This is a genomic window from Alistipes communis (assembly GCF_006542665.1).
Lineage (GTDB): Bacteria > Bacteroidota > Bacteroidia > Bacteroidales > Rikenellaceae > Alistipes > Alistipes communis.
In genome coordinates, this window is sequence record NZ_AP019735.1 from 1159839 (window position 1) to 1174611 (window position 14773).

The window sequence follows — 14773 nt, forward strand, 5'->3', positions numbered from 1 at the left end:
GTTAATTGCTCTTGATAGTAATAGGTTACGATTTAGTTAGTTATCTACTGCATTATCCTTCTGCGCGTTGCGTAACCTTCAAAGAACTCTTCGTATGCAAAAGTAGCTATTTAATTCGAGATTTTGATATAAACTCCCGTTTTTTATCCCCTCATTCATAAGAATTTTCCGTAAAAGCGGTATTGTCCGTCGGCACACCATTGCCCAAAACGAGTTTGGAACAAACGTGTGCCGACTACCGCATAGCTGGAGAAAAGGGCATTGCCTCACGCCTAAACGATGTTTAGACAGATGAAGCAATGCCCCTTTCTTTTGCGCCTATGCCAAGAGGTGCTTTTACGGGTTTTCAAATGATTTTTCTTTTTTCGCTGTCTCTTTTGCCGGAAGCGGAAAGTGAATGCAGAGTGTGTCAGCCTGCCCCATGAATGAAACAGGCGCCCACACACAGCCGGACAAACCGGGAAGAATGATTGTTGCCACCCGGCTGAACAAGTTCCGTCGGATCGGAAACAATCATACTTCCTTTGTTGTGGTTTGCCCTTTTCACGCTTCCGGTGATGTCTTTTTCCTTTTGGTGATTCTTTTTTTTACGGATTTTCCCCTGAAGTTTTTTTCTACACAATCTGCCTCTGTTTTCGTTTACCTCCATTTTGCGCCTTTCAGTAAGCCGCATCAGTCAGTCATTTTCGTTCTGGGCGCAAAGGTAATTCCGGGATTGGACGGGAAAGCAAGGTCAAGCCTCCTGTTTTCGGTAAAAATCTCCAGCCCTGCGGGTAGTATTTTGACCGAAAAACCTTGCATTCCCTAATCCCTACCTTTTCAAGCACCCGAAACGAAAACGACCGATGCGACAGAAAGACGCATAAAAAAAATGTCGGATAAACGAGAGGCAGATAAGATAGTTTGAAACTCAACTCCCTCAGCTCTTGAATCCGCATTAAAAACAAAAAAATCAAAAACAGCGAAGATATGACGGCAACGGCAAATTTCAGACAAATGGCGCAACACATCGGGTTGGCGATATGCGGCTTGATGATGCGCACCGCCTTCGGGGTGTTCGGCATCCTTTGGGGCATCATCAGAGAGATTGTAAACGGAGTGTTCCGAGTGGCGATAGGTGTAATCGTGGCTATCCTTTCCACCATTGCCTTCTTTGGCTTCATCCTTTGGTTATTCACCCTTTAACCCTTACCGACATGGCAAAAAGAAACAGCAAGACGGCAGCGCAGCAGTGCAGATATTACGAGGTGGACAACATCTTCGTGTATATGGTGGAAACGTACATCAACGGCAATTTTGAAACTTTCCGAAGATTGTACCACGAACTGAACAAGGACGCACGGAGGGATTTCATGGACTTCCTTCTCAGCGAGGTAGAGCCGACCTATTGGAGAGAGATACTGAAACAGATAATCTAAAAATGACAGCGATATGAAAGGAACAGACCATTTCAAGAGAACGATATATATGTACTTGGAACAGCGTGCGGAGGAAGATGCGCTATTTGCAAAGAAGTACCGCAACCCTGCCAAGAACATGGACGAGTGCGTGACCCACATTCTGAACTATGTGCAGAAAAGCGGTTGCAACGGTTTCACGGACGGAGAAATATTCGGGCAAGCCATCCACTACTATGAGGAAAACGAGATAGAGGTGGGCAAACCGATGGACTGCCAAGTGGTTGTGAACCACGTTGTGAAACTCACGGCAGAGGAAAAGGCGGAGGCACGTCAGAACGCTGTCCGCAAATACCAAGAGGAGGAACTCCGCAAGTTGCAGAACCGCCACAGACCGTCAGCGAGAAAAGAAAACCAACCCCAACCCTCATTATTTGATTTAGGCTTATGAAACCGAAGACCAAGATACAGAAAGAGGTGGCAAGACTTTCCGCCAACCTTCGCCCCATATCAGCGACACAAATAGATTGGGCATACCGCCACTGCGTTGAGCATATCGGCTACCGCACCAAGAAAGGGAACATCACCTGTTCCGACTGCGGTCACGAGTGGCACAGCGACAGCGGACTATGCGACACCCTTGAAGGCTGCACCTGCCCCAAATGCCATGCCGAACTCAAAGTGCAGGACACACGCAGACGCATCTACAAGGAAACGCAGAATTTCAGCGTGATAACCACCTGCAAAGGGTATCAGGTAATCCGCGTGGCGCAGGTCAGATGCGAGAGCAGGAAAGGCGAACCGATGCGTTTCTACTGCCACGAGGTCGTGCAGCGTTGGATTTCACCCGACGGCAAGGTTACGGACATGGCGTTGCTCCGTGGCTTCCTTTTCTGCTATTGCGATGTGTGGGCATTAGGCAGCGATATGGAGGTAAGACCGCACAACAGCCTATACGATGATGTGGTGGCAAGAAGCTGTGCATATCCAAAGATGAGGATATTGCCCCAACTCAGACGTAACGGCTTCAAGGGCGATTTCCACGGCATCTCCCCCGTGCGTCTTTTCAAAGCCTTGCTTTCAGACCCAAGAATTGAAACCCTTATGAAAGGCGGTGAGATTGAGGTCATGAAACACTTTCTTTTCAATACCCGTACTGCCGATGAATGTTGGGCATCATATCTGATTGCCAAGCGTCACAAGTATCAGATAGACAACCTCTCAATGTGGTGCGACTATCTGCGTATGCTCAAAAAACTCGGTCAAGACCTCCGTAACCCGAAGAACATCTGTCCCGAAGATTTCATGGCGGCACACGACAACGCAACCCGAAAAATTGAAGCCATACACGAGAAGGAAAGAGCCGCAGAGCAACGCCGTTGGGAGATTGAAAGGCGTGAGCGTGAGCAACAGCGACAACTCCAACGAAAGAAAGATGCGGAGGATTTCATCGCCAACAAATCCAAATTCTTCGGCTTGGTAATCACGGACGAGGAAATAATCGTCAAGGTGCTTGAAAGCATAGACGAGTATTACAACGAGGGCAAGACGCAGGGCATCTGCGTGTTTGGCAGTGGATACTACAAGAAAGCCGACACCCTCATACTATCGGCAAGGATTGGCGATGAGATTATTGAAACCGTAGAGGTGGACTTGCGAACCCTCGAAGTGGTGCAGTGCCACGGCAAGCACAACCAGGACACCGAATATCACGAGCGCATCATAGACCTTGTGAACAAGAACGCCAACCTTATCCGTGAGCGGATGAAAGCGGCATAGCATAACCCCTAAAACAACATTGATATGGAAGTAAGAATTGAAAGTATGATTTGTGTGTGGGATGATGCAATCCCCACGATGTTCCTTGAATTTGTGAACCTCCTCACTCTCACAACGAGTGAGGGGGAATTGAGAAAGAGCGTAAAGGAGTTTGCCGAGAAGCACGAACTTGACAAGTTTTTCCTTTACGGCTTCGGCTCACACCATTTCTACCTGCACCAACGCTACACAAGCAACCCCGAAATGGTGATGAAGAACAGAGTTCTGTCAGTACATTTTTAACCATCTAAAAAGCAACATTATGACAACACGAATGACCATCAACGGAGTAAGCACCTGCGCGGAAGCAGGTACGGAGAAATACGAGCGTTTCCAATCGGGTATCGGAAGACGCAGGCGGACACTTGTGCAGTACGACTACCGCCACCCCATAGACAGAGAATTGTTCTCTTGTGTCAAACCCACGTTGGACGAGTGCCGAGCCGCACGGGACAAGTGGCTGAACGCAAAGAAGGGAAAGGAGGACAGACTATGAACACGACCTATCAAACGCTGATAGTCAAGTTCAGCGAACCTATCACGGCATTGGACGGTATCTTTGACGATACCGGAGCGTGGGGAACGGACACCCTCAAGGGGTGGATAGATGATTACGAAAGCACACGTTTCACCGCCACCGACAGCCATACGGCAGTCATCACGAGCGAGTACAATATGGAATGTGTGAAAGAGTGGCTACAACGGCAGACCCCCATTTCCGAAATGCGAGAATTTTGAACGGGATGGCGGTGTCCGCACCGCCAATACTTAAAACCCTAAAAACAAAAGATATGATAGCCAAGACGATATTACAGCAGATAGGCGGAAAACGCTTCACCGCCATGACAGGTAGCCGTGATTTCATAGATATGGGCAACGGCTTACGGATGAGCCTTGCAAGGAACAAAACAAGTGCCAACCGCCTTGACATCATCTATGACGAAGGGGCAGACCTCTACAATATGCGCTTCTACCGCAGGACGTTCAGCAAAAAGACCTTTGAGTGCAAGACAAAGGACATTGCCGTACACGAGGGTATCTATTTTGATATGCTGGAGGAAATGTTCACGATGGTGACGGGACTTTACACACGCTTTTGAGTGGCGGGGCGGCGAGAGCCGCCCTACTTTCTTTCAGTGAGCATGATGGCGGACAAAGAAAGTAGCAAAGAAACCTTTGTCCAATCTGCGATAACTAAAAAATCCGCAAGTAAAACTTGCGGAGGCTATATATTGGGTCGTTATTTTTTGGTGGAGGGGAATGATAATCTCGAACCGTTGAACTACACATTTCTGCTTCGTCTCCATTTCCCCCAACGATTTGATACGTTCAATCATTTTTGTTGTTGAAATCGTGGAGAAGTGAATAGACAGTATTACCCGACAGAGCAACTATGACAACGTAACGCCTTTACAAAAAAGTCGGTACACGAAACCCATAGACTAATTGTCTTGACCTAAAAGAGATTGGAATTTTCAGGACTGCCTATCACTTAGATAGAAGTCCAAGGTCTGCTGAAATACATAATTCAAAAATTGAAATTGCTTGACTGCAAATTTAGTAACTTTGCTTGACAAATTAACGAGAAAGAAGAGAAAATGAAAACCGACCGCATAATCGAGTAGACGGCTCCGCCAGTAACTGACGGAGTGCGCCTCTCACACCACCGAGCGTACGGGTCACGTACTCGGCGGTTCGCAAAGAGATGGGTTAAGTTGTAAATGTAATTCAGTTAAGGAAACATATCCTCTTTTCTTCAAGCGTTGTAAAGTAATGGTAGTGCCTAGAATAGGACTTTGTGCTATTGCCCAACCGCCTTTCCGTGTTCTGCTCCAAGCGTAGGCATGGTCTTGGTCTACACCTAATCGAATCAGGTTTTTCCTTTTCCTTTCGGGTTTTTTCCAATGATGCCAAATGCAATAGCGCAGTCGGTTGCGAAGCCAACCATCTAAATCTCGTAATTTGCCCAAAATACTCGTGCCTTGGAAATAGTTCAACCATCCGCGTTGCACTTCTTTTATCTTGGCAATACGCTCTTCAAATGTGGCTGGTGTGGTTTTTCGGGTGATTGTTTTAAGTCGTTCTTTTAGTTTCTTCCATGCTTTTTCCGATACAATAAGTTGGTATTGATTTTTACTTCCTTTCTCGTACGTAGGTACGAATCCGAAACCCAAAATTGTGAAGTGGATTGGTTTTCTGATACCACTCTTTTCTTCATTTATAGTTAATTTGAGTTTGTTTTTCAAAAACTTTTCAATTACCACTCTTGTTGCCTTGGCTTGATTGTGGCTTTTGCAATAAATACTAAAATCATCCGCATAACGTACAAATTTGTGTCCTCTTCGAGTCATTTCCTTATCCAGTTGATGTAGTAAAATGTTCGACAATAATGGACTTAAAGGGCTTCCTTGCGGAACGCCTTTTCTTCTCTTTCGTAGCTTTCCGTTGATTTTAATAGGTGCTCTGAGCCATTTGCGTATGAGTTGCATGGTAGCTTTGCATTTCACTTTTTGATAGATTAAATTCAGTAATAAACAGTGGTCAACTTCATCAAAGAAGTTTTTCAGGTCAATATCCACAATGTGGTTTAATCCTGAATGGATGTAATCCCGAGATTGTCCAACGGCTTGTCGGGCATTCTTGTGAGGTCTAAATCCATAGCTGTAATTACTAAATTCGGGCTCAAAAAGTGGTGCAATAGTTTGTGCTAAGGCTTGTTGCAACACACGTTCTGTAGTGGTGGGAACACCCAATAATCGAGTTTTCCCATTTCCTTTCGGAATTTCAATACCTAAAATGGGTTGTACTTGATAGTTGCCTTGTTTGATTGCTTCAATCAGTTGTAGTTTCTTTTCAGAAAACACCTTGCGGAGCTCTCTTATAGAAACACCATCAACACCCGCACTACCTTTATTGGCAATCACGTGTTCCAATGCTCTTTGAAGATTAAACGGATGTACTACTCTTGTTATCATTTTAGTTGTTTTTAACCTGTTTTCGTTAAGTAGGGCTACTATGTGTTCCGTTACCTATTGAAAACCTCTTTACGTTCAGTCCTTCCTTGTTTGTGAGACCTATGCGGTATCTATTCGCACCTCGTTTGCCCTCAAGTACTATGACCTCTGCTGACTTCTTGGATTGATTAACTCGTAATCGCCAAGACCTCCCCTGGTAAATGCTTTTTCCTTCCGTCTATCGCCGGTACATCTACATAACAATAATCTGATTTAATAGCATGTTCAGAACACTGTTTTGGACTTCGTATTGCTGTGGATACTCATCCTTATTGTTATGCCTCTTATGTACTTTCTGTTCGTCGGTACAGACTTTTGCAGTTCTGCTTCCTTCAGTGCATACCTCACGATAAACCACCTTGCAGCTTGCTAACGATTCGGGGTTTCAATCCGCTCGTAAGGGACTTGCACCCTCTGGAAAAATAACACCCCGAAAACTTGGTTCGTAAAACTAAATTTGTATTTTTGAACTATTTGAAAAGCTTTCGGGGTGTGTCCTGCATATGCAGGGCACACACATATGGTAGCCGATAATTGCCGGCTTTCGTGCCAACTTGATACTTTGGTGCTTTTAACGAACCGAAGTGCTAAATTGATACGAAAGTGCTGTAAATCCGGCAACTACGGCTACCATTTTTCGTTATGCGGCAGCTTAAAAGACGACACCAAACCAGAAAAATCATCTTGACAACCACCCGACTTTGAACTACGAAGGATGAAATTTTTCAGGGACAACTTCCAGCATTTCCAAAAAACAGTTTACCCATTGACTTGGAGACAAACAAACAATTTGAGCATTAAGGTTTAAACCGAATTTTTCCGAAATTGACCTGACCTGACTTTTCCTGAAAATCGACTTTAAAGCTGTTTTTACAGATAAATCAGGTTTCTCTAACAGACAGGAAATAAATGCTAAGTATTTGGCTTTAAACTTAAAATCAAAAAATAACTGTTTTCTTTTAATGTTTAACAGGGCTGATTTGACAGTTGGCGGTGGAAAGAAACTTTCAGGACCTACCTCATAGACAAGTTTCAAATCAAAAAAAGTATGATAGAAAACGGTATATGGATTGTAAAGCTTCCTCGAAAATAACTTTTGTGTAGGTTCTAACTGAAGGATAATGGAACCTCCCAGAAAATTTCCAAGACTCTCAAACATCAGGATTTTGAAAATATCGGAAGTAATGCCATAAGGAATATTTGACACCACTTTGAAAGGAAATTTCGGAACTGCAAAATTCCTAAAATCACAACCGACAACTTGAACATTTCGGGCATCAGAAAATAATTTTCGTAAATGTTCAACCAAAGCTGTGTCGTTTTCAATAGCAACAACATTGTTGGCGATTTTTAATAAATGAACAGTAAGAAACCCCTTGCCTGCCCCAATATCTAAAACCGTATCCTGATTACTTATATTTGCTTGTCTTATTGCATCTTTTATTAGCACTTTATCAATAGTAAAGTGCTGACCCGTAAAACGAACGGGCAATTTCTTTTTTGTCATTAGTAACTTCTTACAGGTGAATACTTGAATTGTTCCTTTCTGAATTTTCCTAAACCTTAATTCCGCAACATAATTGATAATTATTTTTATAAGTTCCTGAGCAACATTTTGTTGCCCAGGTTTTTGCCATGTCAGCGTTTTCACTTACCTTAGTGTTGCGAATCCAAAGACAAAGAAAACCGCAACAGGCATGGCAAAGGTAGCAATAAAATCCGAAAGACTCACTCCTTTTGGAGGCATATTTCCAATCATGGAGCAATTTACCTCCCTTCTCTCCTCTACAATTGACTCAACACTTGGGTTGAGATGCAAACTCTATGGTTATCAATACAGCGAAATCATCCGCTCCCTCCTATGCGTTTACTTCTGCGGCGGTTCTTGCGTTGAGGATGTCACCGCCCACTTAATGAGTCATCTTTCCCTTCACCCCACACTCCGCACCTGTAGCGCCGACACCATCCTTAGGGCAATAAACGAACTGACCCGGGAAAACATCTCATACACGTCTGATGCCGGAAAGTCCTATGATTTCAATACGGCAGACACACTCAACACATTGCTCCTGAATTGCCTGTTGTCCACAGGGCAGTTGAAAGAGGGCGGGGAGTATGACGTTGACTTTGACCACCAGTTCATTGAGGCGGAGAAGTACGATGCAAAGCCCACGTACAAGAAATTTCTTGGTTACAGGTCCGGTGTGGCCGTTATCGGCGACATGATTGTCGGCATAGAGAACAGCGACGGCAACACCAATGTACGCTTTCACCAGAAGGACACGCTAAAGAGGATTTTGGAGAGACTTGAAGAGAAGAAGCTGACAGTCAAACGCTTCAGGGCCGACTGCGGCTCATGCTCTGAAGACATTGTGGATGAGGTCAGGAAGCATTGCAGGACATTCTACATACGCGCCAACCGCTGCTGCTCGCTCTATGATGACATCTTCGCGCTCAGAGGGTGGAAGAAGGAAGAGATAAACGGCATCGTGTTTGAGTTGAACTCCATTCTCGTTGAGAAGTGGAAGGGCAAACCGTATCGCCTGGTAATCCAGAGACAGAGACGCATGGGCAGTGGACCGGACCTGTGGGAGGGGGAATATACATACCGCTGCATCCTGACCAACGATTACGAATCATCCATGAGGGACATCGTGGAGTTCTATAACATGCGCGGTGGCAAGGAACGCGTCTTTGATGACATGAACAATGGGTTTGGATGGGACAGACTGCCTAAATCCTTCATGGCGGAAAATACCGTGTTCCTGCTCCTGACGGCACTGATACGCAATTTCTACAAGGCCATCATGCAAAGGATTGAAGTGAAGAAGTTCGGGCTCAAGGAAACCAGCCGTATCAAGACGTTTGTCTTCAAATTCATTTCAGTACCTGCCAAGTGGATTAAGACCGCAAGGCAATGTGTGCTGAATATCTACACCGACAACCATGCATATGCAGAAGCCTTCAAAACTTCTTCCGGATGATTTACATCACTTGATGGCCACTGATTGCGTATTGCCTCAAGTCGCTTTATGGGGTAAGGGGATGGTATGCGCATTGAAACGGACGCGAGGACTTAATGGTTATCTTACGAATCAAAAGTCCATTTCTCTTTATGTAGGTAGCACTTCGGGAATGGAGTTGCGGATTTAAGGCTAAATACTTTCTTCATAATTTCGCTATACTTTTTATGGTTAATAACTATGTTTTGTATTGCTCTCACAACACTTACAACTTGAAGTGTTATTTGGAAACCGATAGGCAAAAATGGCTCAACGATGTCAATTAACGAGAAAATCCTACGATAATCTATCAAGTGATAGAGCAAAAGACGTGCCAAGTTAAATATGGCACGTCTTTTGCCAGTTTTGTCAGTCCTTTTATGGGATATACAACAGCGCAAACTCCGCCTTTCTCCGTTTGAGCAGCATGGCGTGGCGTTTTCCTTTGTAGTTGCAGAAGGCTATATACTCACGGTAGATGTTCCTGTCACCAGCTTCCAGCTTCTTGATTAAGGTGCTTTTGGGGATTGTTTTGCTGCCTAACAGCTTCGCCGGTCCCACATTGTAAGCTAACGTGCCAAGCAAAATCGAATCAACCCCGAATTTACGGAACATGGCGACAAATTTGCGCAGGTCTTTCCGCAAAAGTTCATCCGCATCCCGTTTTGTCATGGTTCGTGCCGAATACTTCTCGTTTGGCAAAAGTTTGTGACCCCAACCGACGTATGGGTAGTGTTTTTCTGAGTGCCAGCCTTCAAAGTAGCGGCAGCATAAAAAAGCACGTTCCATAAGCGGCAGTCGGTAGATTGCCGCCTGCCCGTCCGTTCCCTCTTGGCGGCTGATCTGCGCGGACACAGAACAGACCGTCAGAAGTGAACAGAGCATTGTCATGAATACACGCATCATTTCAACAAGGGGCTGAAGTTGCCGATGGGAACGATGGTAAGATCGTCGTCCTTTACATTCCTGTTGTTGAAGTCAAATTCCAGTTCGTAGGAGTTGCTAAAGTTATCCTCCACCACCACGATGAAATTATGCGCCTCATCACCCGCCGCCGTGTAGTACAGGCGGAATTTTTCGTTCTCCAGCAGGTAGCGGTCGTTAGGCAGGAAGGTGATGCCGTTATCCATTTTGAGCGAGCCTTCCCCCTCGAACTGGAAATAGCGGATGGTATAGAGCGTACCCGAAAAGTCGCCCTCCTTTTTCAGTTCACAGCGGATTTCCACTGTCTGCCCCTTTACTACCTTGTTCGGCACGGGCATGACCTCCACCGTGAAGGGATAGGACTGCTGGATGTCCATGTCATCGTCACATGACACGAGGGTGAATGACATGGCGGCTATCAGGCATAACGCCACTGCCTTGAATATTGATGTTCTCTTGTTTCTGTTGTTCAGTATGTTCATTGTTCTTCGATTTTTAGATGGTTGTTTTTCTGTTTTTTCGTTGTCAGTTGCAGGTACTCGTTCAAGTCCTTGCAACCGTCATAGAGGGAGGAACGGTCGGTGACACGTTCCCCGTATCGCATGGTAAGTGCGGCAAGCGTCCGCCGTCCGGCTTCGTCACGGTCGAGGAAGCAGCCGATGCGCCCGTATCCGTCCAGCAATCCCGCCGCCTTCTCCACGTTGGCGACTGAGTTCAGCACAAGACAGTCAGCGTTACCGGTTACACCAAGCGTCACGGCAGAGAGAAAGTCCATGAAGCCCTCGAACACGAGGCACTCGTCAGCCGGGATGTCATTCGCCTTTACCAGTGATACAGACTTCGGAGGTATGCAACCCTTGAAATATCGGCTTCTGACTTCATAGCCACCTGCCATGTTCGGAAAGCCAACGGCAAAATACCGTTTTCCACGCACACCGTAGTTCAAGCGGCAGCAGTGACGGGATGCGATGGCGTAAGGGATGCCCCGTTCCTCTAAATACTCCGTCAGCAGTGAGCGGAGCAGCGGAGCGACCTCCACATCCTCAAAAACGGATTCGGTCGGCTTCGAGAGATAGACGGGCTTTTCCCATCCGGCAACCGTCATATTGGCGGCTTCCGCTATGAACTTCGCTTGCTTCATGAAGTCATCGCTTTGCAGAAACTCCCCGGCAAGCGTGAAGATGTCGCCGCCCTTGCCCAAACCGAAGTCGTACCAGAGCTGTTTCGCCACGTTCACACGGAAAGAGGATGTGCGCTCGCCCCTGTACGGGGCAAGATACCACAGCTCGTTACCGCTCCTTCTGACAGGCTCATGCCCCAGCCGTGCGAGAAAATCCGCAAGCGGCATCCTTCTGACAGCATCTATTTCCGTCCTTTCCATGCCCGTGTCAGTTGATGATGAACTTGATACCGACCCCGAACTGCGTGTGGAACTTCCGTGTGTCGCCACCCCAAAGGCAACGCTCCCGCAGGTTGGCAAGCAGGGCGATACGGTCTGCCACGTAACACTCCACATCGAGCGTCAGCGCACCGCCGTAGATGAAGGCGTCCCGGTCGTGCAGCGTGGAGCCGTCATGCAGCACCTTCTTCCCCCAATTTACCGCCTCATATCCGGCGAGAGCCGAAGCCCCGGCATAGACGAAAACAATCTTTCGGGCGTCCGACAGTATCTTGAAGTAATAGCCGCCCTCCGCCGTGAACTGCGCCACGGGTATCTTGGTGTCCTTGTAGGGATTGTTCTTCAACAGGTATTCGCCACCGAACACCCACTTGTTCCCCTTCTTCGTGTAGGTGGAGAGAGCCGCCCCGAAGCTGTACCCGCCGTCCTTGCCGCCGAGATTGAAGCCGTCCGCCATGTCCGCCCTCACCTCGATGCCCTGCATCTTCGGCAGACACCGCTGGGCGTGCGCCTGCCCTGTAAAAAGGGCAAGCGACGCGATGATTATTGCGATGTACTTTCTCATGGTCAGCGTACTTGAAGTTCGTTGATGGTACCCGCGCGTACCAAATCCTCGTTCTCAATCACGAAGGACTGGTGACGGCCGCCGTTCTTCTCGTTCAATTCCACCACGAGGCACTTGTCATCGGGGATGGTGAACTTCGCCATCGTGAAGACCGTGCGCTCGCTCTTTTTGCCCGGCACGAGGGTGGCGTAGTTCTGCGCGCGGAGCGGCAGAATAATCTGCTCCTGCACGGCAGTACGCTTCGCAACCTTCTTGTCCACGATTTTCCAAGTGATGTAGTCCACATCGAAAGGCACGTTGCTCTGGTTCTTTATCTCCGTGTGGAAATAAAGCAAGCCGTTGTGCGTGTAGATGCCTTTCAACAGGTATTGGATGCCGAAACGCTTGCAGCCGATATGCTTCACCTCGCGCTTGTTCTGTTTGTGGATGGACTTCATGATAAGGCGCACCAGCATCGGGCTTTCGCTGCCCAGCTCTTTCAGATAGATTTCCTGCGCGTTGTTCGGGCGGTTCACCGTGCTGCCGTCATGGATGAAGTCGCACATCTCCACGTTGAGCAACAGCGGTTCGGCGGCGTACTTCACGTTGAAGGTGTAGAAACTGCCGTCCTCCGTGATGACGGACATATTCGTTTCGTTGGGAAAATTCCTTACGGTAGCCTTCACACGGATGATGTTCTCCGCTCCGTCGGCTTTCCCGGCAATCAGGTCGGGCGAGCCTAAATCGACATAGCGCACCTCCGCCGGAAAAATGACGTGGACGGTCTTGTCGTAGGTCACTTCCAGACCGTGCGGCGGTATCATGCGGTCGAAGGTCAGCTTGCGTGACAGCCCGTGATATAGGTCGCCGTCCGCCTCCTTCTGCGGATAGACCTCCTTCGTCAAGGTCGGTTGTTCACTTCCGTTGGTCGTTTCAACGGTTACATTCTCCTGCGCGTTGGCAGTTATGATGCCCATAGCGAGGGCAAACATGATGATTACTTTTCTCATTACTTTTGGATTTTAGTGGTAATTTTTATTGTTTTCAATATTTTTCTTGGTAAAGCATGACCCTGTACCCGGCTTTCAGATGCACCTTGACGGTTCGCATCTTTTTGGCGATGTACTGGCTCGTGCCTTGTATCAGCCCCTTGCCCAAGTCGGAGGCGAGCTGCGCCCCGGCATTGGTGGAGATGTTGATGCTGCTTCCCAGCGAGCCGCCCATGTTGGCGGCGACCTCCCGGACGGCGTTCATCTCCATCGAGTTCGGGATGAAGATGCCGGGCTGTCCGTCCGTGTCATAGACCGCAAGCTCCACGGGGATAATCGTGCCGTCGTATTCCAGCGAGGTAATCTCGATGTCGAGCCGCTCACCCTGTATCTTGCCCGTGCCGACCACCACCGCACCCCGGGGTATTGTCCTGCCTGCCACCGCCATAGGCTCCAGCAGGCGCAGCCTTACCGTCTGCCCGTCCGTCACGCTCTGCGCCCCATGCACGCACGCCGGTATGGTGTTCCTGTCCAATACCTCCGCCGTGCCGACAGCCGTGTTGAAACCCCGGTTGCGTTCCTGCGATAAGGCGGCGACAAACTCCGCGTTACTCATAGGCTGTGAGAGTGAAGAAACTACTTGATGCTCCACCTGTCTGATAGGCATTGCCTTGTTCTTCTTCCCTTTCTGCACGGTAGTTGGCTCTGCCCTCTGTTCCGCCGATGGCTGTCCTCCGTTCTGACCGCCCATGTACTTTGCCGCCAGCTCGTAGGACTTCTCCATAAGAGCCACCTGCTCGTCCATAGAGGAAGCCTTGCCCCTCTCGCTTTCCAGTTCCGACTCCAGCGATGCGATGCGCTCCAACAATTCGTCCATCTCCGCATTGTCGTTTTTCGGCTGGTCGTAGAAGTTTCCGAGCGTGGCGTTCAGGTCACGGTAGGCGGCTGCGGAGGACTGGATGGTCTGCGGCGTGGCTGGCTTTGCCCTTTCTTCCTTGCCGCCCGGATTGGCGAGGTCGAAGTCCACTCCGTTCTCCGTTCCCGCTATCTCGCGGTCGAACATGTCGCCCAGCTGCCCGATGGCACGGTTGCGGCTCTCCTGACGCTCTTCCATCTCCCCATGCTCGTAGGCTTTCAGCTTGTCGCCGATAATCTGCCGGTTCGCCTTGTCAGCGTCGGGCATCTCGGTGTTGTATCCGTCCGTTCCCGGCGGTTGCTCCTTGCCGGAGGACGGGGCGAATATCAGCCACATCGCCCCGATGAACACCAACACCATAGCGGGCAGCACGATCATCTTCTGCCGTTTCAGCCGTTGCGCCTCTGTCAGCGGTTCGCGCTCCTTTTTCGGTTTCCCCGTTTCGGGAGCAGCTTTGTTCTCTTTCGTCGGTTCATTCTTTGTCTGTTCCATATAAATAAGGTGTTAAGTGATTGCCTGTTTCCGCCGGGGTCGGCAGTTCCACCCGTCCGGCGTGTCCCGTTTCCATATGTGAGCCGTCGTTCCTGCCGATGTCATAGACGGCTCTGCCGAAGGTGTAAAGGGCAAGCACCGCGAAGGCGGCGAACATCCCCAGCACGATGCGGCGGCGTGTTTCCGGCGGCAAGCCGTCCAGATACCCTTTGAGACTTGCCGCCAAGCGTTTCCGTTTGTCGTGGAGTTTCCAATACATGCCCCACATTGATTTTCTG

20 protein-coding genes are annotated in these 14773 nt (G+C 48.4%); 10 read left to right on the forward strand and 10 right to left on the reverse strand.

The annotated features are described in order from the left end of the window. Positions 1 to 466 precede the first annotated feature (466 nt). The 9 genes from FMF02_RS13770 to FMF02_RS04675 all read left to right on the forward strand — a co-directional run bounded on the left by FMF02_RS13770 (position 467) and on the right by FMF02_RS04675 (position 4315). Positions 467 to 808: a hypothetical protein gene (locus tag FMF02_RS13770; RefSeq protein WP_227962251.1), complete on the forward strand. Its 342-nt coding sequence runs from the start codon at positions 467 to 469 to the stop codon at positions 806 to 808. 161 nt (positions 809 to 969) lie between these two features. Next, positions 970 to 1185 (forward strand): hypothetical protein, encoded by a 216-nt coding sequence (locus tag FMF02_RS04640; protein WP_004291535.1) that lies wholly within the window; start codon positions 970 to 972, stop codon positions 1183 to 1185. An 11-nt stretch (positions 1186 to 1196) separates the two neighbouring features. After that, complete coding sequence (locus FMF02_RS04645) at positions 1197 to 1418, forward strand: hypothetical protein (RefSeq protein WP_004291534.1); 222 nt, start codon at positions 1197 to 1199, stop codon at positions 1416 to 1418. Positions 1419 to 1431: 13 nt separating this feature from the next. After that, entirely contained in the window at positions 1432 to 1848 is a 417-nt protein-coding gene (locus FMF02_RS04650) for a PcfK-like family protein (protein ID WP_004291533.1), read from the forward strand. Then, the gene (locus FMF02_RS04655) at positions 1845 to 3176 is read left to right on the forward strand and encodes a PcfJ domain-containing protein (RefSeq protein ID WP_004291532.1); all 1332 of its coding nucleotides are present in this window, start codon (positions 1845 to 1847) and stop codon (positions 3174 to 3176) included. The genes FMF02_RS04650 and FMF02_RS04655 overlap by 4 nt, the downstream gene beginning before the upstream one ends. 24 nt (positions 3177 to 3200) lie before the next feature. Beyond that, positions 3201 to 3458: a DUF8466 domain-containing protein gene (locus FMF02_RS04660; RefSeq protein ID WP_004291531.1), complete on the forward strand. Its 258-nt coding sequence runs from the start codon at positions 3201 to 3203 to the stop codon at positions 3456 to 3458. Positions 3459 to 3477: 19 nt separating this feature from the next. After that, entirely contained in the window at positions 3478 to 3711 is a 234-nt protein-coding gene (locus FMF02_RS04665; protein WP_004304291.1) for a DUF3873 domain-containing protein, read from the forward strand. Beyond that, entirely contained in the window at positions 3708 to 3953 is a 246-nt protein-coding gene (locus FMF02_RS04670) for a DUF6956 domain-containing protein (RefSeq protein WP_004291529.1), read from the forward strand. The genes FMF02_RS04665 and FMF02_RS04670 overlap by 4 nt, the downstream gene beginning before the upstream one ends. A 53-nt stretch (positions 3954 to 4006) precedes the next feature. After that, a complete protein-coding gene (locus tag FMF02_RS04675) occupies positions 4007 to 4315 on the forward strand; it encodes a hypothetical protein (protein WP_004304290.1) in 309 nt (102 codons plus the stop codon). 33 nt (positions 4316 to 4348) lie between these two features. On the opposite strand, the gene FMF02_RS14005 is transcribed toward FMF02_RS04675, so the two are convergent. From FMF02_RS14005 to erm(F), 3 genes are all read right to left on the reverse strand, one after another. After that, a complete protein-coding gene (locus FMF02_RS14005) occupies positions 4349 to 4552 on the reverse strand; it encodes a hypothetical protein (protein ID WP_004316914.1) in 204 nt (67 codons plus the stop codon). A gap of 342 nt (positions 4553 to 4894) precedes the next feature. After that, positions 4895 to 6190: a group II intron reverse transcriptase/maturase gene (ltrA, locus tag FMF02_RS04685; protein WP_007567572.1), complete on the reverse strand. Its 1296-nt coding sequence runs from the start codon at positions 6188 to 6190 to the stop codon at positions 4895 to 4897. Between the two features lie 745 nt (positions 6191 to 6935). Beyond that, positions 6936 to 7736 (reverse strand): 23S rRNA (adenine(2058)-N(6))-methyltransferase Erm(F), encoded by an 801-nt coding sequence (erm(F), locus tag FMF02_RS04690; protein ID WP_141412361.1) that lies wholly within the window; start codon positions 7734 to 7736, stop codon positions 6936 to 6938. Positions 7737 to 7926: 190 nt separating this feature from the next. Here erm(F) and FMF02_RS04700 point away from each other — a divergent pair, with 190 nt between their 5' ends. Then, complete coding sequence (locus FMF02_RS04700) at positions 7927 to 9213, forward strand: IS1380-like element IS615 family transposase (RefSeq protein WP_007567149.1); 1287 nt, start codon at positions 7927 to 7929, stop codon at positions 9211 to 9213. Between the two features lie 396 nt (positions 9214 to 9609). On the opposite strand, the gene FMF02_RS04710 is transcribed toward FMF02_RS04700, so the two are convergent. The 7 genes from FMF02_RS04710 to FMF02_RS13775 are packed head-to-tail and all read right to left on the reverse strand — an operon-like array spanning position 9610 to position 14763. Beyond that, complete coding sequence (locus tag FMF02_RS04710; protein ID WP_004291526.1) at positions 9610 to 10137, reverse strand: glycoside hydrolase family protein; 528 nt, start codon at positions 10135 to 10137, stop codon at positions 9610 to 9612. Further along, positions 10134 to 10637 (reverse strand): DUF3872 domain-containing protein, encoded by a 504-nt coding sequence (locus tag FMF02_RS04715; protein ID WP_004291525.1) that lies wholly within the window; start codon positions 10635 to 10637, stop codon positions 10134 to 10136. The genes FMF02_RS04710 and FMF02_RS04715 overlap by 4 nt, the downstream gene beginning before the upstream one ends. Next, a complete protein-coding gene (locus FMF02_RS04720; protein ID WP_004291524.1) occupies positions 10634 to 11536 on the reverse strand; it encodes a DUF8464 domain-containing protein in 903 nt (300 codons plus the stop codon). Before FMF02_RS04720 ends, FMF02_RS04715 begins: the two co-directional genes overlap by 4 nt. A 7-nt stretch (positions 11537 to 11543) precedes the next feature. Further along, a complete protein-coding gene (locus FMF02_RS04725; RefSeq protein WP_004291523.1) occupies positions 11544 to 12119 on the reverse strand; it encodes a conjugal transfer protein TraO in 576 nt (191 codons plus the stop codon). Positions 12120 to 12121: 2 nt separating this feature from the next. Beyond that, complete coding sequence (gene traN / locus FMF02_RS04730) at positions 12122 to 13108, reverse strand: conjugative transposon protein TraN (protein WP_004291522.1); 987 nt, start codon at positions 13106 to 13108, stop codon at positions 12122 to 12124. Positions 13109 to 13142: 34 nt separating this feature from the next. Continuing rightward, positions 13143 to 14495, reverse strand: coding sequence for a conjugative transposon protein TraM (traM, locus tag FMF02_RS04735; RefSeq protein WP_004291521.1), 1353 nt, complete (start codon positions 14493 to 14495; stop codon positions 13143 to 13145). Continuing rightward, positions 14476 to 14763: a TraL conjugative transposon family protein gene (locus FMF02_RS13775; RefSeq protein ID WP_018697145.1), complete on the reverse strand. Its 288-nt coding sequence runs from the start codon at positions 14761 to 14763 to the stop codon at positions 14476 to 14478. The genes traM and FMF02_RS13775 overlap by 20 nt, the downstream gene beginning before the upstream one ends. Positions 14764 to 14773 lie beyond the last annotated feature (10 nt).